Below are 21,996 nucleotides of genomic sequence, written 5' to 3' on the forward strand. Positions count from 1 at the left end.
GCAATGACCCCACCCGCTGTCGGCGGCGCCGGTTACCGTCTCCCGCGGACAGCGGTCAGGGGGGACTCGGATGTCACGCACGACGATCACCGCGGGCGGCGTGCTGCGCCGGGGCGCGGGCGCCCGGCCCCGTGACCTCGCCGTCGCGTCGCTGCTGGTGGCGGTGCACCAGCTGGCCGAGGCCGCGGTGCCCGTCACCGTCGGCTGGGTGATCGACGTCGCGGTGGCCACCGGTGACCCCGTCGCGCTGCTGCGCTGGCTCGCCGTCGTGCTCGGGGTGTTCGTGGTGCTGGCCACCAGCGCGCTGGGCGGCTACTGGCTGGCCCGGCGCGTGGAGCTGCTGGCCGCCCACCGCATCCGCATGGACGTCGCCGCCCGCGTGCTGCACCCGGCGGGCGGTGCGCCCGGGCGCTCCGGCGAGCTCGTGAGCACCGCGGGCGCCGACGCCGACCGGGCCGCGCTCGTGTGCCAGGTGATCTGGGCCGGGGCGGGAGCCCTCGCCGCGCTCGCGGGCGGCGCCGTCGTGCTGCTCGGCTCGTCGGTGGTGCTCGGTCTCGTCGTGCTCGGCGGTGTGCCGCTGGTGCTGGTCTCCTCGCGGCTGCTGGCCCGCCCGCTGGTGGGGCGGGCCGAGGCCGAGCAGGGCGCGCTCGCCACGGCCACCGGCGTCGCCACCGACGTGGTCAGCGGGCTGCGCGTCGTCAAGGGCATCGGGGCGGAGCGGGCGGCGGCGCAGACCTACCGGCGGGCCAGCCGCGCGGCGCTGGCGGCCCGCCTGCACGCCGCTCGCCTGGAGGGCGGCTACCTGGGTGCCACCAACGTGATCACCGGGCTCTTCCTCGTGGTGGTCGCCTGGGTCGGCGGCCGGCTCGCGCTCGAAGGCGCCATCAGCATCGGCGAGCTGGTGGCAGGCGTCGGGCTCGCCCAGTTCCTCATCGGGCCGCTCGAACGGCTCACCGAGCTCGGCCCGCTGCTCGCCGGCGCCCGGGGGTCGGCGCGCCGGGTGGCCACGCTGCTGGACGCGCCGCCCGCGGTCCGCGAGGGCGCCGGTGCGCTGCCGGAGCAGCCGGCCGGGGCGCTGCGCGTGCGCGTGCCCGGCGGCCTCGCCGTGGAGGTGGCGGCAGGCGAGCACGTCGGGATCGTCACGCTGCGGGCCACCGACGCCGCGGCGCTGCTCGACGCGCTGGCCCGCGACACCGACGCCGAGGTCGTGCTCGACGGCGCCGACCTGCGCGAGGTCACCCTCGACCACGCCCGCCGCGCGGTGCTGGTGGCCCGGCACGAGGCCACGCTGTTCGAGGGCACGGTCGCCGACAACACCGGCCGCGATCGCGCCGCGCTCGCCGCCGCGGCCGCCGACGAGGTCGTCGAGACGCTCCCGCACGGCCTCGACAGCGAGGTGGCCGAGCGGGGCCGCACCCTGTCGGGCGGGCAGCGCCAGCGGGTCGGGCTGGCGCGGGCGCTGGCCGCACGGCCGTCCGTGCTCGTGCTGCACGACCCCACCACCGCGGTCGACGCCGCCACCGAGCACCGGATCGCCGCGGGCGTCGCGACGCTGCGGGCCGGGCGCACCACCGTCCTCGTGGCGTCGAGCCCCGCGCTGCTGGCCCGCTGCGACCGCGTGCTGCTGGTGGACGCGGGCGCCGTGGTCGCGAGCGGGACCCACGCCGAGCTGGTGTCCGACCCCCGCTACCGGCAGGCGGTGCTGTCGTGAACAACGGCGGCGCGAGCAACGGCGGCGCGAGCAACGGCGTGGACAACGGCGGCGCGAGGGCGCACCTGCTCCCGATCGCCACCCCCGCGCGCACCCGCGGCGCGCTCGCCGGCCTCGTCCGGCCGCACCGCGCGCTGCTGGCCGGCACCGTCGTCACCCTCGTGGCGGCCTCGGTGGCGGTGCTGGTGGTGCCCGCGCTGCTCGGCCGGATCGTCGACGTCGTGATCTCCCGCGGCGTCGCGGGGCTCGTCGACGCGCTCGCGCTCGGCATCCTCGTCGCGCTCGTGGCACGGGCGCTGCTGGCGGCGCTGGGCTCGGTGCTCGTGGCCCGCCTCGGTGAGCTGGTCCTGGCCGAACTGCGCGAGAACGTGGTGCGGCGCGCGCTGGACGTGCCGCTCGCCGACGTCGAGCGCGCCGGTTCCGGGGACCTCCTGCAGCGCGTCGGCGGCGACATCGCGGTGATCTCCGAGGGCGTCCGGCGCGCGCTGCCCACCGTCGTCATCTCGCTGCTCGACGTGGCGCTCACGCTGGTCGGGCTCACCCTGCTCGACTGGCGCCTCGCGCTCGCCGGGCTCGCCCCGCTGCCGATCTGGATCCTGATCGGCCGCTGGTACCTGCGGACGTCCGGGCGCCTCTACGCGGCCGAGCGGGTGGCCGAGGGCGCGCGCACACAGACGCTGCTCGCCGGGATCGGCGGGGCTCCCACCGTCCGCGCCTTCCGCAGGCGCGCCGCCCAGCTCGCCCGCATCGACCGGCACTCGACGGCCGCGGTGCGGGCCTCGGTGCGCGCCTCCACGGCGGAGTCCCGGTTCGGCCTCGTGATGAACGGCGCCGAGCTGGTCGGCGTGCTGTCCATCCTCGTCACGGGCTTCCTGCTGGTGCGGGCCGACGCCGTGACGGTCGGCGCGGCCACCGCGGCCGCCCTGTACTTCCTGCGGCTGTTCGACCCGATCGGGATCATGCTCTACCTGCTCGACGAGGCGCAGTCCGCGGGCGCCGCGCTGGCACGGCTGGTCGGCGTGGCCGACATGCCCGCCCCGCCGCAGCCGCGCGCCCCGCGCACCCCTCGGGATGCGTCGGTGCGCCTGCGCGGCGTGCGGCACGCCTACGACTCGGGCCCCGAGGTGCTGCACGGCGTCGACCTGGAGATCGCGCCGGGCGAGCGCGTCGCCGTGGTGGGGGCCAGCGGCGCGGGCAAGACGACGCTCGGCGCCGTACTCGCCGGGGTGCACACGCCCACCGGGGGCACCGTGGAGATCGGCGGCGTGCCGCTCGCCGCGATCGCGCCGCTGCGCCGCCACGTCGCGCTCGTCACGCAGGAGGTGCACGTGTTCGCCGGCACCGTGGCCGACAACCTGCGCCTGGCCCGCCCGGACGCCACCGACGCCGACCTCGCCGCGGCCCTGCGGACGGTCGAGGCACCGCTGGCGCTGTCCGACGTGGTCGGGGACGGCGGCGACGAGCTCTCCGCCACCCGCGCCCAGCAGCTCGCGCTCGCCCGGCTGGTGCTGGCCGACCCGGCCGTCGCGGTGCTCGACGAGGCCACCGCGGAGGCCGGCAGCGCCGGCGCGCGCACCCTGGAGCGCGCCGCCGAGGCCGCCCTCGCCGGCCGCACCGCCGTGGTGATCGCCCACCGGCTCACGCAGGCCGCGGACGCCGACCGGGTCGTGGTGCTGGACAAGGGACGTGTGGTCGAGTCGGGGCCGCACGAGCAGCTGGTGGCCGCCGGGGGCAGCTACGCGGCGCTCTGGGCGGCGTGGGCGTCCCCCCGCACGCCGTGAGCCGTACACACGGCGGTTGCAGGAACGGTGGTTGTGCGGCGGCAAACGACCTGATCGCGGTGATCAGTGCGAGCCGCACGCCAGGGCGGCCGCGGTCAGCGTGACGTGGGGCGCAACGATCACGAGGACGCGATCAGCCCGAGCCGCACCCCACAGCGCCGCCACCACCCCCACGTACGACTCACGGCGATCACCAGGACGCGATCAGCCCGAGCCGCACGCCACAGCGGCCGGCACCACCCCCATGTGCGGCGCGCAACGATCAGATCCGTGATCGATCCGAGCCGCACATCAGAGCGGCCGACACCACCCCCGCGCACGGCTCACAGCGATCACGAGGCCATGGTCGCTCCGAGCCAAACGCCACAGCGGCCGGCGCCACCCCCACGTGCGGCTCACTGCGATCAGGTCCGTGATCGATCCGAGCCGCACCCCACAGCGGCCGACACCACCCCCACGCACGACTCACAGCGATCACGAGGCCATGGTCACTCCGAGCCGAACGCCACAGCGGCCGGCGCCACCCTCACGTGCGGCTCACTGCGATCAGGTCCGTGATCGATCCGAGCCGCACATCAGAGCGGCCGGCGCCGCCGTCGGGTACGGCTCACGGCGATCACGGGGTTCCTGATCTATGCGGACCACGGGACGGTGGTGTGCGGTGGGGATGGATCACGGTGGCACGTGGCTAGCCGCCGAGCAGGACCTCGGCCACCGGGGCGGCGCTCGCGTCCAGGGCGGCCCGCTCCTTCTCGGCCTCCGACGGCCTGCCACGGACGGCCCACAGCTGCACCGCCCGACGCCAGTGCTCGCCCCGCGCGAACAGCAGGACGAGATCGCGCGCATCGGCCCGGGTGAGCAGGTCGGCGTCCGCGGCGGCGTCCCCGACAGCGCCCGAGACCAGGCCGACGACGTCGCGCACGACCGCGCGCTCGACCCGCCCGGGCACCCGGCCGAGCACCGTGCACGCACTCACCACCGCCGGGGGGAGGTCGTAGCCGACCAGCGCGTGGGCCCCCGCCAGCGTCGTGCGGGCGGGGTCGGCGCCCGCCTCCCACCGGTCGAGCACGACCCGCCACACCCGCGCTGCCGCGGCGGCACGCGCGTGGCCCCGCACCGCACGCAGGTAACGCCGCATCAGCTCGGCGACCAGCGCGGCGCGGAACTCGCGGGCGGCATCGGGCGGTCCGTCGTCGCCCGCGCCGGCGAGCGCGGTCAGCAGCTGCCCGACCGGGCCCGCCCCGTGTCCCCGGTCCCGCGCGTCCGCGCCGGCCTGCAGCCGCACCACGGCCTCGGCCAGGCCGTCCGCGCGCGGGTGCGGCCGGGGGGCGTTGTCCGCGTCCGTGCCGACCACCCCCGGGCCCGTCGCTTCGATCACCGTTCCTCCTCGCCGAGCCTCTGGTGCCCGTCCCGGCGGTCGCCGGCCACGAGGAGAGGTCGCGCGCCCGCCCGCTGATACGCGCGGGCGCGATGTAGGGGGGCCGCACGGGCGGATATAGGGCGTTGACCTGACGACACCCACCCGCGCCCCCACGAGGCTGGGGCGGCCCCCCGCCCCGCCTCGTGAGGAGTCTGCGATGACCGCACCCACCCGGACCGGTGCCGGCAACGGCGAGCTGCTCCGGTCGGCGGGTCGCGGCGACGAGCGCGCCTGGACCGAGATCGTGCGGCGCTACGAGGGGATGGTCAGCGCGGTCGTGCGGTCCTACCGCATGCAGGACGCGGACGCGCGGGACGCCGAGCAGCGCACCTGGCTGCGCCTGGTGGAGCACCGGGGCGCGGTGCGCGACCCCGAACGGCTCGGCGGTTGGCTGGCCACCACGGCCTCGCGGGAGTGCCTGCGGATCCTGCGGGAGAACCGGGTGGTCGTCACCGACGAGCTCGACGCGGTGCCCGACCCGGTCCCTCCGGTGGAGGACCAGGTCGTCGACGCCGACACGGTCTCGCGGCTGTGGACCATCGTGTCGGACCTGCCGCCCCGGGGCCGCACGATCATGACCGAGCTGTTCGCCGAGGAACCCCGCCCCTACGCCGAGGTGGCGCGCGACACCGGCATCCCGGTCGGCAGCCTCGGCCCCAGCCGGGCCCGCCTCATCGAGCGGGTGCGGCGCACCTTCGACATGGGCACGCCCGAGCCGGCCGCGCCCGTCCCGGCGTGACCCGGGCCGACGAGTCAGCGGGCGCCGGGACGAGCCTCGGGACGCGCGCGGAACAGGACGGCGCTCGCCTGCACCCGGCTGTGCACGCCGATCTTGGCGTAGATGCGCCCGACGTGGACGCCGACGGTCTTCTCGCTGATGAACAACCGCTGCGCGATCTCCCGGTTGGTGTGCCCCCCGGCCAGCTCGGTGAGGACCTCGAGCTCCCGGGCCGTGAGGGCGGCGAGCTCGTCGTCGGGGGCGGGGGTGGCCGGTGGCTGCGCGGGCTCGGGCGCGCGGCCGACGCCGTCGAGGCGCACCCGCGCCCGCTCCGCCAGCTCGGCCACCTCGGCGAGGAACGGGCCGGCCGCGAGGTCGCGCGCCACCCCGGCGGCGTGGCGCAGCGACTCGGCCGCCGCACCCGACCGCGCCCGGGTGCTGAGCAGCGCCTCGGCCCGCCTCAGGTGGGCGTAGGCCGCGGGGTAGGGCTGCCGGTGGACCCGCCAGACCTCGGCGACGTGCTCCCACGCCTGCGGGTCGGAGCGCTGCGCGGCGCGCCCGTCCTCGGCCGCCGACATCGCGACGAAGCCGAGGACGACGTCGCGCACCGCCGGCACGGAGGACGCCGCGGTGCGGGCCAGCTCGTCGGCGTGGCGGCGCAACCGGGCGACGGTGGCGTCGTCGGCGCGGCGCATCCCCAGCCGGGTGAGCTCCGCCCGCGCCCGCGCGCCGTGCCAGACGAGCGGCGCCACCAGCCACACGTCGTCCGAGCCCTGTTCCACGACGTCGAGCCCGGTGGCCACGTGGTCGAGCGCCACGTCGGGCCGGCCCTGCCACATCGCGAGCCCGGCACGCAGGGTGAGCAGCGGGAGCCGGTAGCGCGGGCCCACGGTGGCCGCCGACAGCGCCTCGACGGCCTCCAGGTCGTCCTCGGCGGCGTCGAAGCGGCCCCGTCCGGTGTGCAACCGCGCCCGGGACAGCCGCAGCTCCAGCGCCTCCGCGCCGCGGGGCGCCAGCTCCCAGGCCTCGGCGATCGTCGCGTCCGCCTCGTCCCAGCGACCGATCCGGAACATCCCGTTCGCCGCCAGGGCGAGCAGGCCGGCGCCCGCGCTGCGGGCGAGCCCGAGCTCGCGTGCCCGCTCGACCCCGGCGCGGGCGATCGCGATGCCGCGGTCGAGCTCGTTCAACGGCCCGGACAGCAGCTCGGCGAGCCTGCGGTGGGCGCTCACGATCCCGGTCGGCTCGCCGGCGCGCTCGGCCACCGCGATCGACTCGCGCAGCGCCGCCTCACCCGCCTGCGCGTCCTCCCGGTAGGCGAGGCTGAACCCGAGCGTCGCGAGGGCCCGCGCCTCCTCCACGGCGAGACCGGCGCGGCGGGCCGACGTGAGCGCGCGCCCGGCCGCCTCGTGGGCGCCGGCGTAGTCACCCGCCGTCCAGAGCGCTCCCGCGTACCCGCCGAGCACCTCGGCCCGCTCGGGCTCCGCACCCGCCGCGGGGAGGGCCGCGGTGGCCCGGCCGAAGGCCTCGGCGGCCTCCCCGCCGCGGCCGGCCGCGACCAGGTAGCGGCCCGTGCGGGCGTGCAGCAGGGCGGCGGCGAGGTCGTCGGGCGCTGCGGCCGGGGCCGCGTCGGGACCGGTGTCGGGGCCGGTGTCGGGTGCCCCGACCGGTTCGAGCAGGTCGAGCCGCTCGGCCAGCAGCGCCACCGCCTGGTCGGCGTCCCCGGCCAGGTGCGCGGCCTCGGCCGCGCGCTCGAGGCAGGTGGTCCGCGGCACGGGCGCGCCGTCCAGCTCCCCCGCGAGCTGGGCCGCGCGCAGCCAGTGCCGGTGCGCCTCCGCGTAGCCCCGCACCCGGTCGGCGGCCTCGGCGGCGGCCACGGCGGCGGCGCCCGCGCGCTCCCGGTCGCCCGCTCCGTACCAGTGGTGGGCGAGGCGGGCGTCCACGCCGGGGAGCTCGCGCGCCCACGAGCGCGACAAGGCCGTGGCGTAGCGGCGGTGCAGGTCCATCCGCTCTCCGGGCAGCAGCTCCCCCACCACCACCTCGGTCATCAGGCCGTGCCGCAGGCGGTAGCCGTCGGCGGCCCCGTCGACCACGACGACGCCGGCGTCCACGGCCTCGCGCAGGGCGTCGAGCAGCCACGAGCCGGCCGACGGGTCGTCACCGAGCACCGCGTCGAGCAGCCGGTGCGGGAGCGGGCCCTCGCACAACCCGACGGCGCGCACCGCCCGCAACGCCGGCGGCGTGAGCCGCCCGACGCGGGAGAGCACCAGCTCGCGCAACGTCGTGGGCAGCGCGGTCGGGTCACCGTCGAGCGCCGCGCGCAGGGTCTCCTCGGCGATGAACGCGTTGCCCGCCGAACGCGTCCAGACAAGGTCGACCAGGTCGGGCCGGTCAGGAGCGTCGGCGCGCACCAGCTCCGCGATGTCGGTCCGGCGCAGCGGCGCCAGTTCGATGCTGCGCACCTGCCGGTGCCTGCCGAGCTCGCGGATCATCGTGCGCGCGGCGGTGGCCTCCGCGCCGGGCTCGCTGCGGTGGGTGCCCACGAGGAGCAGCCGCTCGTCGGGGAGGTCGGCGACGAGGTAGGCCAGCAGGTCCAACGTGGAGCGGTCGGCCCACTGCACGTCCTCCACGACGAGCACGACGACCGACTCGGTGGCCAGCCGCAGCACCACGCGGTGCAGCAGCTCCAGGGTCTGCACGCGTCCGAGCGCGGCGGGCACCGGGGCGCGCAGGGCGAGCAGCTCGTCGAGCTGCTCGGACCACGGTGCCAGCAGCCGCCGGATCGGCTCCCCCGCCGCGGAGCGCAGCACCGCGCGCAGGGCCGAGGCCACCGGCCAGAACGGGGGGCTCTCCGCGATGTCGGACGCCGCGCCCAGCAGCACCGTGGCGCCGGCGCCGTCGGCCCGCCGGACGAGCTCCTGCACGAGCCGCGTCTTGCCGACACCGGCGTCGCCGGTGAGGAAGACCGTGGCCATCCGCCCCTGCCGGACGGTCTCGAGCGCGGCGACGAGCGCGCCGAGCTCGTCCTCCCGGCCGACCAGGGTGCGCGCCGGCCATCGCTCGGTCACGGTTGGTGACGTTAGTGTGCACCCGTTCCGGGAGCCAGGTCGGTACCCGTCACGTTCCGCGCCGCGGGAAGTTCGATCATCTTCGACGTATCACGAGGGCGTCCACGTGCTCCTCGAGGCGGGTCCGCCGGCGAGGTGCGGTGTGCGAGAGGAGTCAGGGTGGGGAGCAGCGGGATCGTGACCGGGGAGCGGGAGCGGGCCATCGCCCGCAGGCCGGGCGGTCGCGGGAGCACCCAGCGCCTCGCGGAGCTGGCAGGCGACCGGCCGGCGGGGTCGATCCCGGAGGTCGTCGAGCGGCTGGCGGCGATCCGCGACCACGCCGCGAGCACGTCGCTGCTCGGCGAGGGCGACGGCATCGCCTCGTTCTCGACGCTCTACCACACCATCACGAGTCGGATCGGCTCCATGGCCGAGAGCGGGGAGTTCCGCTCGACCGACTTCCTGGTGCGCCTGGACATCGAGTTCGCCGAGCGCTACTTCCAGGCGCTGCGCAGCTACGCCGCGGACATGGCGTCGGCCCCGCGCGTGTGGCGCGTGCTGTTCGACAACCGCAGCGACCCGTACGTCGCTCCGGTGAACTTCGCCGTGGCCGGGGTCAACGCCCACATCAACTTCGACCTGGCGTGCGCGCTGATCGCCACCTGGCGGCACATCGCGCCCGACGGTGAGGGCGAGGGCGGTGCCCAGTTCCACGACTACCGGCTCGTCAACGAGGTGTTCGAGGTCGAGATGGACCCGCTGCGCGAGGACCTCGACTCGCTGCTGTCCGCGGGCCCCGACGGCGCGATCTGGGACCGCGCCGCCAACTGGGTGGCCGACCTGGTCATCCGCTTCACCCGTGACCTGGCCTGGAACGAGGCCGAGCGGGTGTGGGGCCTGGGGGCGTCGCCGGAGGTGTGCGCGGCGTCGGAGGAGCGCCTGGACACGATCGCGGCGTTCATCGGCGAACGCCTGCTGCGCACGCCGTTGCCCATCTGAATTCCGGTCGACCGCGGGGCGGCGAACCCCCACCATCACCGCGTGGGCCACATCGAGGCGATGGCGGTCGGGCACCGGCTGCCCGACGGCCGCACGCTGTTCTCCGACGTCTCCTTCCGCGTGGGCGACGGCGCCAAGGTCGCGCTCGTCGGGCCGAACGGCGCCGGGAAGACCACCCTGCTGCGGATGGTCGCCGGCGAGCTGACGCCGGTGGCGGGGAGCATCGCGCGCAGCGGCGGGCTCGGCGTGATGCGCCAGTTCATCGGCTCGATCGACGACGACTCGACGCTGACCGACCTCGCCCTCTCGCTGGCCCCGCCCGCCGTCCGCGCGGCCGGGGAGCGGCTGCGCGCGGCCGAGCGGGCCCTCGACGCGACCGAGCGGTCCCAGCTGCGCTACGCCGACGCGCTCACCGGGTGGGGGGAGGCCGGCGGCTACGGCGCCGAGGTGGAGTTCGACACGGCCGCCGTCGCCGCGCTGGACCTGCCGTGGGAGCGGGTGCGCGACCGCCGGGTCGCCACCCTCTCCGGAGGCCAGCAGAAGCGGTTCGCATTGGAGCTGCTGCTGCGGGGCCCCGACGAGGTGCTGCTGCTCGACGAGCCGGACAACTTCCTCGACGTCCCCGGCAAGCGGTGGCTGGAGGCGCGCCTGGACGAGTCGGGCAAGAGCGTGCTGTACGTCAGCCACGACCGGGAGCTGCTCGCCCGCACCGCGCAGCGCGTGGTCACGGTCGAGGCGGGCTCTGTGTGGGTGCACCCGGGTGGCTTCGCGTCCTGGCACGCGGCGCGGGTGGCCCGGCACGACCGGCTCGACGAGCAGCGCCGCCGCTGGGACGAGGAACGCGCCAAGCTGGAGCGCCTGGTCACCTACTACCGGACCAAGGCATCCCACAACGACTCCATGGCGTCCCGCCTGCAGGCCGCGCGCACCCGGCTGGCCCGGTTCCTCGAGGCGGGCCCGCCGCCGGAGAAGCCCCGCGAGCAGAACGTGCGGATGCGGCTGCGCGGCGCGCGCACGGGCAAGCGCGCGGTCGTCTGCGAGCAGCTGGAGCTCGACGGCCTGACCTACCCCTTCGACCTGGAGATCTGGTTCGGCGACCGGGTGGCGGTGCTGGGCGCCAACGGCACCGGCAAGTCGCACTTCCTGCGCCTGCTGGCCCGCGGCGGCACCGATCCCGAGCCGCGAACGGTTCCGGCGAGCGGGCTCGCGCTCGCGGCCGTGGCGCACGACGGCACCGCCCGCCTGGGCGCGCGGGTGCGTCCGGGGCACTTCTCCCAGACCCACGACCGTCCCGAGCTGGCCGGCCGCACGCTGCTGGACGTCCTCGTGGGCGGCGACGTCGACCGGCCGGGGATGCCCCGCGGCGAGGCGATGAACGCACTCGCCCGCTACGAACTGGCCGACCAGGCCGAACAGCCGTTCGCCACCCTGTCCGGCGGGCAGCAGGCGCGGCTGCTCGTCCTGCTGCTGGAACTGTCCGGCGCCACGCTGCTGCTGCTCGACGAGCCCACCGACAACCTCGACCTCGCCTCCGCCGAGGCCCTCGAGCAGGCGCTCGGGGCGTTCGAGGGCACGGTGCTCGCGGTGACCCACGACCGCTGGTTCACCCGGACCTTCGACCGGTTCCTGCTGTTCGGCGCGGACGGGGAGGTCCGCGAGACCCCGGAGCCGGTGTGGGAGTCGCAGGAGCGCACTACGTCGGCAGCCCCGGTGCGGTAGCCGGCGGGGGCTGCCGGCTCACGATCGCACCGATCACGTCCGGGTGATCGCTGCGCCCTATGCTTCGGCGCGACGGAGCCGGGCGACCCGACGGGATGGGCTGGGCAGTTGGCCGCTGTGTGGGACGCGCTCGTGTCGGTTCTGCAGACGTTCGGCCCGATCGGGCTCCTGGTGACCCTGGGGCTGGCCGTCCTCGCCCTGCTCGTCCGGCTCTACGTCGGGCGCAGGCGCCTGGTGTGGGAGGAGGAGCTCAACACCAAGATCGGGATGGAGCCGTTCGGCCCGCACGACTCCTCCCCGGCGCTGGCGCAGTTCAACTCCGTCACGGTGCTGGTCGTCAAGTTCCGCAACGCGGGCTGGAGCACGATCCCCGAGACCGCCTACCGCACGTTGCCGCAGGTGTCGCTCGACGGCCGGTTCATCGTCGACTTCCGGGTCTCGCAGCCGTCGCTCATCGCCCTGGACAACGAGATCCAGTGGGGCATCGACTCCGGTGGGCGCGCCGATGACAGCGGGGAACGCACGGGCTGGGTCGTCTGCCCGCGGGGCCGGGACCAGGCGGAGGCGCTCCGGCACGGACTCGTCCGCACCGCACTGCGCCAGACCCTGCCGGACTCCCTCGTCGACGCCGCGGACGGCGGCCTGGACCCCGCCGCCCGCGACCGGCGACGGGTGCTCATCCTCCCGCCGCTCACGATCCCGCCCGGCGGCCAGTTCCGGCTGATCATCTGCTGCCGGGACGACGACCCGGGTAGCCGGAAACGGGAGTACACCGTCGACGGCGCCGTCGACAACCTGCTGCCGACCGACCGGCGGATCGTCGAGCGCGGGCGCAAGCGCCGGATCGTGACGCTGACGCGCGCCCTGGTCGCGGCGGTCACCGTCCTGGCGATCGCGCTCGTGGTCGCGATCGCGGTGCCCCGCACCCCTCCCCCGTTCTGCGGATCCGGTGGCGTGACGGTCACCGGTTCCAGCGCGTTCGTCCCGGTCGTCGCGGAGGCCGCCCGGCCCTACCTCGCCGCCTGCCCGGGCGCCTCGGTCGCCACCACCGTGTCGACCAGCCGGGAGGGCATCCGGTCCCTCCTCGCGCCCGACGCCGACCGCGAGGCGGTCCTCGCCCTGTCCGACGGCGTGGCGGACGACCCGAGCGGCCAGCTCCAGCGCCAGGCCGTCGCCGTTCTGATCTACGCGGTCGTCGTCAACGACGACGCGGGCGTCGACGGGCTGTCCACCGGGCAGATCCGCGCGATCATGTCCGGCGCGGTGACCTCATGGGACCAGCTCGGCGGCGCCCCGGTGCCCATCCGGATCGTCGGCCGCGGCCCAGACTCGGGCAGCCGGGAGGCCTTCGAGCGCTACGTCCTGCAGGGCGGCGCCGAGCCGCGCGAGTCGTCCAACGACTGCCTGGAGCGCGACCGGGTGCCGGGCGACCCGGTCGTGCGCTGCGAGCGCGCCACGACCGAGGAGGTGCTGCGGCAGGTCGCCGCGGTACCGGGGGCGATCGGCTACGCCGATGCCGAGGCCGCAGGCGCGTACCCCGGCCTGGCCGCGGTCGCGATCGACGGCGCTGAGGCCTCCCAGGGCAGTGCCCGCACCGGCTACCCGTTCTGGACCGTCGAGTACGCCTACACCTACGGGCGGCCGCGCCCGGGGGGTGCGCTGCAGCGCTTCCTCGAACACCTGTCCGGCGACGCGACGGCCCGGCTCATCAGCGAGGCCGGGTACGAGCCGTGCGTGCTGTTCGACCGCAGCCTCGACCCGCTGTGCGTGGGAGACCGCTGACCCTCCTCAACGGGCCGCGGGCTCGAACAGCTCGACGGGGTTGCCGGACGGGTCGTCGAGCAGGATCTGCCGTCCCCCGTTGCCCACGACGATCTCGTTGCGGAAGTCCGCTCCGGCGCTCCGCAGCTCATCGACCACGCCGTCCAGGTCGTCCACGCTGATCTGGATGCGGTTCCACCCGCCGGGACCGGGTCGGCGCCCGTCGGCCGCGGGCCGGGTAGCTCCTCCCGAACCCCCTGTCGCGCTGAGCAGCAGGCGCAACGGACCCCGCGACAGCACCGCGAAGCCGCCCGCCGCCCGGAACGCGACCTCGAAACCCAGATGACCGGTGTAGAAGCCGACGGAGGAGTCGACGTCGTGCACGAAGTAGCGGACCGAGGCGGTGTCCATGGTGACCTCCTAGAAACGATACGACAGCGTATCACTGCGATACGAGATCGTTCTACAGCGATACGGGGTAGTCTCGCTCGGGACGCGCAACGGGAGGCGGGCGAGCGGTGAGCAGGAGCGCACGCACCGGCGACGACCTCGATCCGCGGGTCGAGCGGTCGCGCCGGGTGATCCGGCAGGCGGCGCTGGACGAGCTCGCCGAGCGCGGGTACGGCGGGTTCACCATCGAGTCGGTCGCCGCCCGGGCCGGCGTCGGCAAGAGCACCGTGTACCGCCACTGGGGCAACGGGCTCGCACTGATCACCGATGCGCTCGAGACGCTCAACGAGCAACCGCGCCCGGACGCCGGCGACGGCGCCCCCCGTCAGCGGGTCGAACGGCTCCTGCAGCACCTCACCGAGGCCCTCGCCGACCCGGTCCTGTCGGCCACGATCCCCGCCCTCGTCGAAGCCGCCGAGCACGAGCCCGCGGTACGCACCTTCTACCGCGACTACTCGGCCCGGCGCCGGCAGAGCGTGGTCGACGCCGTCACCGCCGGGATCACAGCCGGGGACTTCGCGCCCGGCCTGGACCCCGACCTCGCATCCCTTGCCCTGGTCGGGCCGATCTTCTACTGCCGGCTCATCACCGGACAGCCCTTCGACCCGGCCCGGATCTCCGAGCTCGTCGACCACGTGCTCGGCCCCGCCCGGACCGCGTGAGGAGGCCGCGCGACGCGGCGGGGCACGCTCAGAAGAGCTGCGTGAAGAACCGGATGATCGACTCGGCGCCGGTGCGGAGCAGGTTGCCGATGTCCTGCACCGTGTTGGCAGCGCTGTCGGGACTCACGAAGACCCAGAAGACGAGCAGCGCGATCACGAGGAGTCCGATGATTCTCTTCACGTGCACCCGATCCGTGGCCCGCAGGGTTGGCGATGTCACTTCCTGTCTACCGCACGTGACGGCGCGGCGGGTACCGACACTCAGGCGCGGACCGCGCCCGTGACGATCCACCGGTCGCTCCTGGCGCGCAGCCCCACGGCAACCAACCGGAGCAGCATGAACGCCGTGAGACCCGACCAGATGCCGGCCAGACCCCACCCGAACGCCAGCGAGGCCCAGATCGGTGGCAGGAACCCGATCACGGCCGCGGCCAGCGTGGACGTCCGCAGGAACGCCGCGTCGCCCGCGCCGAGCAGCACCCCGTCGAGGGCGAACACCACCCCGGCCACGGGCTGCATCGCGGCGAAGAACCACCAGGCCACCGGCACGACCTGAAGCACTGCGGGGTCCGGGGTGAACACCGGCGGCAACACGGTGATCAGGACCGCGAACAGCACGCCGAACCCGATGCCGAGCACCAGCCCGTAGCGCGCGACCTGCCCGGCCAGCGCCCTGGCCCGCTGCGCACCCCGCTCCGGCGAGCCGAGTGCGGCTCCGACCAGCGCCTGGGCCGCGATGGCCACGGCGTCGAGCACGAGTGCCTGGAAGAACCAGAGCTGCAGCACGATCTGGTGCGCGGCGGCCGTGGCGGCCCCGAACCGCGTGGCCACCGCGGCCGCCGACAGGAAGCACGCCTGGAAGGCGAGGCTACGCGCGAGCAGGTCGCGCCCGAGGGCGAGCTGCGCGCGCAGCACCACCGGCGCCGGGCGCAGCGGCACCGCCCCCGCCCGCGCCGCCCGCACCAGCGCGACGAGGAACAGCGTGGCCGCCACCGACTGCCCGGTGACGTTCGCGACGGCCGACCCGACCATGCCGATCCCGGGCCACTCCCCCACGCCGTGCACCAGCACGGGGCAGACCAGCGCCGACAACGCGTTCCCCGCCAGCACGATGCGCAGCGGTCGCGCGGTGTCCTGCACGCCCCGCATCCACCCGTTGCCGGCCAGCGTGACCAGCACCATCGGCGCGCCGCACAACGCCACCCGCAGCCACGAGGTGGCCGCGTCGGCGATCTCGCCACCGTCCCCGAGGAACTCCGCCACGGGACGGGCGACGAGCTGCCCGACCCCGAGCACGAGCACGCCGACGGCGAGCGCCAACCAGGTGGCCTGCACGCCCTCGCCCACGGCGTCCCCGCCCCGCCCGGCGCCGTGCAGCCGCGCGGCACGGGCCGTGGTGCCGTAGGACAGGAAGTTCAGCTGGCTGGTGACCTGGGCGAACACCACCGCGGCGACGGCGAGCCCCGCGAGCGGCACCGCGCCGAGGCGCCCGACCACCGCGGTGTCGACGAGCAGGTAGAGCGGCTCGGCGGCCAACACGGGCAACGCGGGCGCGGCGAGCCGCAGCACCTCGCGCAGCGGGACCCGGTCGGACGCGGTCGTCATCCCCGTGGCGCGAACGGCCGCCGGCACACGTAGACGAACGCGGGCGGCAGGTTGCGCCACACCGTGGCGGTGACCTGCACCTCCTCGAAGGTCGCGCGCAGCGTGCGGCGGAACCGGCGGGCGGCGGACAGGCTCATGCCGTGCAGGTAGGCGAACGTGGTGAACGCGCCGGTGTCGCCGATGGCGCGGCTGATCTCCCCCAGGAGGCGCGTCTGCGTGGCGTCGTCGAGCAGCGCCCACGGCAGCCCGCAGATGATCGCGTCGGCCCGCGGGAGGCCGCGCTCGGCCAGCAGGTCCCCGAGGTCGGCGGCGTTGCCCGGCACGACCTCGAGGCCGGGCCGGGTGCGACGCAGGTAGGCGACCATGTCCGGGTCCAGCTCCACGGCCAGGTGCCGCCCGCCCGCGGGCAGCCTCTCGGCGATCACGGCGCTCACGGCACCGGTGCCCGGGCCCAGCTCGACCACCACCGGCTCCCCGGTGCGCGGCACCACCGACGCCAGTACCGCACCCAGGCGCGGAGAGCTCGGCGCGACCGCGCCCATCGTGGCCGGGCGCCGCACCGCAGCCGCGAGGAAGGCCCGGCGGGCCGAACGGCCGTCCGCTCCGGTCGCCGGGGTGTCGGACGTCATCGAATGCCCTCCGCTCGTCACGGCGTCACCGTAGCGGGCGGGTCGGACGGGCCGGTGCCGGCGGCGAGGTAGCCCGCCGAGGGCTGCGTCTCGCCGTGGTGATCGCCCGGAGTGGTGGGGCGGCGTCAGATCTGTCGCTCTCGCACCACTCCTGCTGATCATGGCCGGGTCGCGTTCCGCGGAACGCCGTGTGCCTGACCAGGTCGACGTCATGGGTCTCCGGTCCCGGGTTCAGACCCGTGGTGTCGATGCAGTCGAGGATTCTCCTGTGGGCGGCCGTCCCCGACCTGGCCACCCTCGCCACGGGAGATCGAGCAAGGCACCGGGGCGACTGCGGGTGAGGCCTGGGCGCGGGGTGGGGCAGCTGGCCTCGAGCCGGGAACGGCGCGCCCACCGCAACCCGCCCGACCAGTCAGGACCCCCGGGGAGGAGCGGCCGCGTGCTCACACGCCCCGATTCGCGCCACGCGACCCCGTCGACGGGGTGCGTCGGGGCAGAAGGGGCGCGTCGGCGGAGAGGGGGAGCGTCGGTGGGCGCAACCGGTGGTCGCGGGCCGGCCCCTGCGCGACCGGTGAACTTCCCCGGCCACCGCTAGACGAGGGCCGCGCGGATCGCCGCGAGGACCTCCTGCTCGGTGCCCTCGCGGGTGAACCCGGCGGCCGCGCGGTGCCCGCCGCCGCCGAGCGCCGTGGCCGCGGCAGAGACGTCGACCGCGCCCGTCGAGCGCAGCGAGACCACGAACCGGGCCGGTCCGGCCTGCTTGAGGACGGCCGCGACCTCGGCCTCCTGCGCGCTGCGCAGGACGTCGACGACGCTGTCGATCTCCTCGGGCCGGTAGCGCCGGACGTCGTCCAGCGGGATCGTGGTGTGGACGAGGCCGGTCGGTTCGAGCACCGCCCGCCCGAGCGCGGCCGACAGCCCCGAGAACCAGGCGAACGGGTGCTCGTCCATCAGCGTCCGGGCCAGGACGGCCGGCTGCACGCCCGCCTCCACCAGCACCGCGGCGAGCCGGTGCGCGTCGGGGCCTGCGGTCCGGAAGCCACGGGTGTCGGTGACCAGGCCCGCGTAGAGGCAGCGGGCGACGTCGACGTCGAGCGGGGCGTCCATCGCGACGAGCACGCGGTGCGCGAGCACCACGGTGGCCTCCGCGGTGGGGTCGAGCACCTGGATCTCGCCGAAGCCGGGGTTGGTGCCGTGGTGGTCGAGCATGACGGTGCACCCGGCGGTGTCCAGCAGCCGGGCCAGCGACCCGAGCCGGGCGGGCTCGGCCGCGTCGCAGCAGACCAGCACCTCCGGAGCCGCCGAGACCGCGGCCGGGGCGACCACGAGGCCCAGCACGTCGAGCGGGGCCAACGACTCGGGCACCCGCTCCGGGCTCGCGAACGCCACCTCGACGTCGGCGCCCCGGCGGCGCAGGGCGATGCCGAGCGCCAGCGCGCTGCCCAGCGCATCGGCGTCCGGGTCGACGTGGGCCAGCAGCGTGATCTGCCCCGCGCCGGCGAGGACCTCGGCGGCGTCGTCCATACCTCGCTGCCATGCCCTGCCGGACCCGGCCGCACGCATCGCGCCGTCCGGCTCCCTCACGTGTCGTCGGCCTCGTCCCGCTCCCGCGGGGCGCGGTACGGGTCCGGGTCGCCCGCCGGGCGGGCGCCGGCCGCCAGCCGGGCCACCTCGGCGTCCGACTCGCGGGTGCGGGCGAGCAGCTCCTCCATGCGGCGGGCCTCGTCGGGCACCACGTCGGGCACGAACGCCAGCGAGGGCGTGTGCCGGATCCCGGTGCCCGCTCCCACCAGCGAACGCAGGACGCCGGTGGCGCTGGCCAGGGCGGCCGCGGCGCCCGCGCTGTCGGGGTCGGCGTCGACCGTCTCCCCGATCACCGTGTAGTACACGGTGGCTTCGCGGAGGTCGCCGGTGACCCGGGTGTCGGTGATGGTCACCATCTTCAGCCGCGGGTCCTTGACCTCGTGCTCGAGGGCGGCCGCCACGATCTGCGTGATCCGCTTGGCCAGTCGCCGCGCGCGGGCCTGGTCGACCATCTCGCCTCTCCTCTTACTCGTCCTCGGGCCCCAGCATGCGCTGCCGGGCCGAGAGCAGCTCGAGCTCGGGACGGGCGGCGACCAGCCGCTCGCACCGCTCGAGCACCTCGATGACGTGACCGGACTCGGCCGCGACGCAGCTGACCCCGAGCAGCGCACGGCGGTGCAGGTCGAGGTGGCCCGCCTCGGCGACGGCCACCTCGAACTTGCGGCGCAGCTCGGCCAGAACGGGCCGCACCACGGACCGCTTCTGCTTCAGCGAGTGGACGTCCCCGAGGAGGACGTCCAGCTCCAGTGCTCCGACGTACATGGCTTCCCGACAGACACCTCGGGGCCGGTCCGCGGACCGGCCCCGAGGATGCGTCAGCTCCTCGGCTTCTCGCGCATCTCGAACGTCTCGATGACGTCGCCCTGCTTGATGTCGTTGAAGTTGCCGAGCGTGAGACCGCACTCGAAGCCCTCGCGGACCTCGACCACGTCGTCCTTGACCCGTCGCAGCGAGTTGATCGACAGGTTGTCCGCCACCACCACGCTGTCGCGCAGCAGGCGCGCCCGGGCGTTGCGCCGGATCACCCCGCCCATCACGAGGCAACCGGCGATGGTGCCGAACCGCGACGACCGGAAGACCTCGCGGATCTCCGCGGTGCCGAGCCCGACCTCCTCGTACTCCGGCTTGAGCATGCCCTTGAGCGCCTGCTCGATCTCCTCGATGGCCTGGTAGATCACCGTGTAGTAACGGATCTCCACGCCCTCGCGGTTGGCGAGCTCGGTGGCCTTGCCCTCGGCCCGGACGTTGAAGCCCAGGACGATGACGTTGTCGGCGATCGCGAGGTTGATGTCGCCCTCGGTGATGCCACCGACGCCGCGGTGGATGACCCGCAGCTCGACGTCGTCGCCCACCTCGATCTTCATGAGCGCGTCCTCGAGTGCCTCGACTGTACCCGAGTTGTCACCCTTGATGATCAGGTTGAGGGTGTTGGTCTCCTTCAGCGCGGCGTCCAGGTCCTCCAGGCTCACGCGCTTGCGGCGGCTGGCCAGCTCGGCGTTGCGCTCGCGGGCGCGGCGCCGGTCGGCGATCTGACGGGCCACCCGGTCCTCGTCGACGACGAGGAACGTGTCGCCCGCGCCGGGCACCGAGGTGAACCCGATGACCTGCACCGGACGCGAGGGGTAGGCCTCGGTGACGTCCGCGCCGTGCTCGTCGAGCATGCGCCGGACGCGCCCGGAGGCGTCGCCCGCGACCACCGAGTCGCCGACCCGCAGCGTGCCGCGCTGCACCAGCACCGTGGCCACCGGACCGCGACCGCGGTCCAGGTGGGCCTCGATCGCGACGCCCTGGGCCTCCATGTTCGGGTTGGCCCGCAGGTCGAGCGCGGCGTCCGCGGTGAGCAGGATCGCCTCGAGCAGCTGCTCGATGTTGATGTTCTCGCGCGCCGAGATGTCGACGAACATCGTCTCGCCGCCGTACTCCTCGGCGACCAGCCCGTACTCGGTGAGCTGCTGGCGGATCTTGGCGGGGTTGGCCCCCTCCTTGTCGATCTTGTTGACCGCGACCACGATCGGCACGTCGGCCGCCTGGGCGTGGTTGATCGCCTCCACCGTCTGCGGCATCACACCGTCGTCGGCGGCGACCACGATCACCGCGATGTCCGTGGACTTCGCGCCGCGGGCACGCATGGCGGTGAACGCCTCGTGACCCGGGGTGTCGATGAAGGTGATCGGCCGCTCGTAGCCGTCCAGCTCGGACATGACCTGGTAGGCACCGATGTGCTGGGTGATGCCACCGGCCTCGCCCTCGGCGACGTTCGCCTTCCGGATGGTGTCCAGGAGGCGCGTCTTGCCGTGGTCGACGTGACCCATGATCGTGACGACCGGCGGCCGGACGACGAGGTCCTCCTCGCCACCGGCGTCCTCGCCGTAGGAGATGGAGAAGCTGTCGAGCAGCTCGCGGTCCTCCTCCTCCGGGCTGACGACCTGGACGTTGTAGTTCATCTCGGTGCCGAGCAGCTCGAGCACCTCGTCGGCGACCGATGCCGTGGCCGTGACCATCTCACCGAGGTGGAACAGCACCTGCACCAGCGAGGCCGGGTTGGCGCCGATCTTGTCGGCGAAGTCGGTGAGCGACGCACCGCGCGGGAGCTTGATCGTCTCGCCGTTGCCCTTCGGCAGGCGGACGCCGCCCACCGAGGGAGCCTGCATCGAGTCGAACTCCTGGCGCTTCTGCCGCTTCGACTTGCGACCCTTGCGCGCGGGACCGCCGGGACGGCCGAACGCACCCGCGGCACCGCCGCGACCACGACCGCCGCCACCGGGACGACCACCGCCGCCACCGGGGCGGAACCCACCGGCCGGCGGGCCACCGCCACCGGGGCGGAAACCGCCGCCGCCACCGCCGGGACGCCCACCGGGACCGCCCGGACGACCGCCCGGACCACCGGGACGCCCACCGGGACCGCCGCGACCCCCACCGGGGCCACCACCGGGACGCCCACCGGCCGGACGCGCCGGCATCATGCCGGGGTTCGGACGCGGAGGCATGTTGCCCGGCGACGGCGGACGGGGGCCGCCACGACCGGCGTCACCGCCGGGTCGGGGACCACCGGGACGCGGACCACCGGGGCGCGGACCGCCCTGGCCCTGGCCCTGCCCCTGGCCGCCCTGACCACCCTGGCCGGGCGCCTGCCCGCCGCCGGGCGGGCCGGGACGCGGTGCCGCCGGACGCGGCGGGGCGCCGGAACCGACGCCGAACGGGTTGTTGCCCACCCGCGGGGTGCGGGGGCCCGGACGCGGGGCGGCCGGACGCGGCGGGACGACCCCGCCGTCGGCCGCCGCGGCGGCCGGGCGCTGCTGCTGCGGCGCGGGCGCCGGCTCCGGCGTGGGCGCGGGGCGCGGCCCCGGACGCGGACCCGGACGCTGCTGCTCCGGGGCGGCCGGGCTCTGCGCGGCGGGCTGCTGGGGTTCGGCGGCCGGGGGCTCCTGACGCGGAGGCTCCTGGCGCGGCGGCTCCTGACGCGCGGGCGCCGGTCCCGGGCGTGGGCCCGGACGCGGCCCGCTGGGCCGCGGACCGTCGGACTGGGACGGCGCCGGGGCGGCCGGGCGCTCCTGCTGCCGGGGCGGACCGGGAACCGGGCCGCCGGACGGCTGGGACGGGCGGGGCGGAACGGCGCCCGGGGTGGGCGCACCACCCGGACGCGGACGGCCCCCGCCGGACCGGCGGCCACCGGAGTCGCCGCCACCCGCGAGGGACTCGCGGAGCTTGCGGGCGACCGGGGCCTCGACGGTCGAGGACGGGGACTTCACGTACTCACCCAGATCCTGCAACTTGCTCAGGACCTGCTTACTGCTGACTCCGAGCTCCTTCGCGAGCTCGTGCACGCGGGCCTTGCCTGCCACTGCACTCCTTGTTTCCGGAGGCCGGGCGGCGGTCCCGCTCGACCTCGAACCTAGTGTCGAAGCACGTT

At 75.6% G+C, this 21,996-nt stretch carries 17 protein-coding genes; 7 read left to right on the forward strand and 10 right to left on the reverse strand.

Translation table 11 applies throughout. The features are described from left to right. Positions 1–70: 70 nt before the first annotated feature. Together FB558_RS05725 and FB558_RS05730 are read left to right on the forward strand one after the other, a co-directional pair. On the forward strand, positions 71–1,711 hold the full coding sequence (locus FB558_RS05725) for an ABC transporter ATP-binding protein (RefSeq protein ID WP_142048794.1): 1,641 nt from the start codon (positions 71–73) through the stop codon (positions 1,709–1,711). Continuing rightward, positions 1,708–3,492 (forward strand): ABC transporter ATP-binding protein, encoded by a 1,785-nt coding sequence (locus FB558_RS05730; protein ID WP_142048796.1) that lies wholly within the window; start codon positions 1,708–1,710, stop codon positions 3,490–3,492. The genes FB558_RS05725 and FB558_RS05730 overlap by 4 nt, the downstream gene beginning before the upstream one ends. 688 nt (positions 3,493–4,180) lie before the next feature. On the opposite strand, the gene FB558_RS05735 is transcribed toward FB558_RS05730, so the two are convergent. Further along, positions 4,181–4,870 (reverse strand): DUF5995 family protein, encoded by a 690-nt coding sequence (locus FB558_RS05735; RefSeq protein ID WP_142048798.1) that lies wholly within the window; start codon positions 4,868–4,870, stop codon positions 4,181–4,183. 199 nt (positions 4,871–5,069) lie between these two features. Here FB558_RS05735 and FB558_RS05740 point away from each other — a divergent pair, with 199 nt between their 5' ends. Further along, positions 5,070–5,651 carry a sigma-70 family RNA polymerase sigma factor gene (locus FB558_RS05740; protein WP_142048801.1) on the forward strand — a complete coding sequence of 194 codons (582 nt, stop codon included), beginning with the start codon at positions 5,070–5,072 and terminating at the stop codon, positions 5,649–5,651. A 14-nt stretch (positions 5,652–5,665) separates the two neighbouring features. Here FB558_RS05740 and FB558_RS05745 read toward each other — a convergent pair whose 3' ends face one another. Next, positions 5,666–8,695: a helix-turn-helix transcriptional regulator gene (locus FB558_RS05745; protein ID WP_142048803.1), complete on the reverse strand. Its 3,030-nt coding sequence runs from the start codon at positions 8,693–8,695 to the stop codon at positions 5,666–5,668. Between the two features lie 159 nt (positions 8,696–8,854). Between FB558_RS05745 and FB558_RS05750 the strand changes: the two genes are divergently transcribed. The 3 genes from FB558_RS05750 (at position 8,855) to FB558_RS05760 (ending at position 13,174) form a co-directional block, all read left to right on the forward strand. Further along, complete coding sequence (locus FB558_RS05750) at positions 8,855–9,673, forward strand: DUF5995 family protein (protein WP_142048805.1); 819 nt, start codon at positions 8,855–8,857, stop codon at positions 9,671–9,673. Positions 9,674–9,715: 42 nt separating this feature from the next. After that, positions 9,716–11,392 (forward strand): ABC-F family ATP-binding cassette domain-containing protein, encoded by a 1,677-nt coding sequence (locus FB558_RS05755; protein ID WP_142048807.1) that lies wholly within the window; start codon positions 9,716–9,718, stop codon positions 11,390–11,392. Positions 11,393–11,524: 132 nt separating this feature from the next. Then, positions 11,525–13,174: a PstS family phosphate ABC transporter substrate-binding protein gene (locus FB558_RS05760; RefSeq protein ID WP_142048809.1), complete on the forward strand. Its 1,650-nt coding sequence runs from the start codon at positions 11,525–11,527 to the stop codon at positions 13,172–13,174. A gap of 6 nt (positions 13,175–13,180) precedes the next feature. On the opposite strand, the gene FB558_RS05765 is transcribed toward FB558_RS05760, so the two are convergent. Continuing rightward, on the reverse strand, positions 13,181–13,564 hold the full coding sequence (locus tag FB558_RS05765; RefSeq protein WP_142048811.1) for a VOC family protein: 384 nt from the start codon (positions 13,562–13,564) through the stop codon (positions 13,181–13,183). Positions 13,565–13,671: 107 nt separating this feature from the next. On the opposite strand from FB558_RS05765, the gene FB558_RS05770 reads away from it, so the two are divergent. Next, a complete protein-coding gene (locus tag FB558_RS05770) occupies positions 13,672–14,265 on the forward strand; it encodes a TetR/AcrR family transcriptional regulator (protein ID WP_142048813.1) in 594 nt (197 codons plus the stop codon). A 28-nt stretch (positions 14,266–14,293) separates the two neighbouring features. On the opposite strand, the gene FB558_RS43105 is transcribed toward FB558_RS05770, so the two are convergent. From FB558_RS43105 to infB, 7 genes are all read right to left on the reverse strand, one after another. Continuing rightward, positions 14,294–14,446 carry a hypothetical protein gene (locus FB558_RS43105; protein WP_170231197.1) on the reverse strand — a complete coding sequence of 51 codons (153 nt, stop codon included), beginning with the start codon at positions 14,444–14,446 and terminating at the stop codon, positions 14,294–14,296. Between the two features lie 80 nt (positions 14,447–14,526). Continuing rightward, the gene (locus FB558_RS05775; RefSeq protein ID WP_142048815.1) at positions 14,527–15,870 is read right to left on the reverse strand and encodes an MATE family efflux transporter; all 1,344 of its coding nucleotides are present in this window, start codon (positions 15,868–15,870) and stop codon (positions 14,527–14,529) included. After that, entirely contained in the window at positions 15,867–16,499 is a 633-nt protein-coding gene (locus FB558_RS05780) for a class I SAM-dependent methyltransferase (protein ID WP_142048816.1), read from the reverse strand. The genes FB558_RS05775 and FB558_RS05780 overlap by 4 nt, the downstream gene beginning before the upstream one ends. 591 nt (positions 16,500–17,090) lie before the next feature. Continuing rightward, complete coding sequence (locus FB558_RS05785) at positions 17,091–18,023, reverse strand: DHH family phosphoesterase (protein WP_142053744.1); 933 nt, start codon at positions 18,021–18,023, stop codon at positions 17,091–17,093. Positions 18,024–18,079: 56 nt separating this feature from the next. Further along, positions 18,080–18,535: a 30S ribosome-binding factor RbfA gene (gene rbfA / locus FB558_RS05790; protein ID WP_142048818.1), complete on the reverse strand. Its 456-nt coding sequence runs from the start codon at positions 18,533–18,535 to the stop codon at positions 18,080–18,082. Positions 18,536–18,548: 13 nt separating this feature from the next. Then, on the reverse strand, positions 18,549–18,845 hold the full coding sequence (locus tag FB558_RS05795; protein ID WP_142048820.1) for a DUF503 domain-containing protein: 297 nt from the start codon (positions 18,843–18,845) through the stop codon (positions 18,549–18,551). 53 nt (positions 18,846–18,898) lie between these two features. Next, positions 18,899–21,928 (reverse strand): translation initiation factor IF-2, encoded by a 3,030-nt coding sequence (infB, locus tag FB558_RS05800; protein ID WP_142048822.1) that lies wholly within the window; start codon positions 21,926–21,928, stop codon positions 18,899–18,901. Positions 21,929–21,996: the final 68 nt, after the last annotated feature.

Origin of the sequence: Pseudonocardia kunmingensis (assembly GCF_006716445.1) — a bacterium.
In the GTDB taxonomy this organism is placed as follows: Bacteria; Actinomycetota; Actinomycetes; order Mycobacteriales; family Pseudonocardiaceae; genus Pseudonocardia; species Pseudonocardia kunmingensis.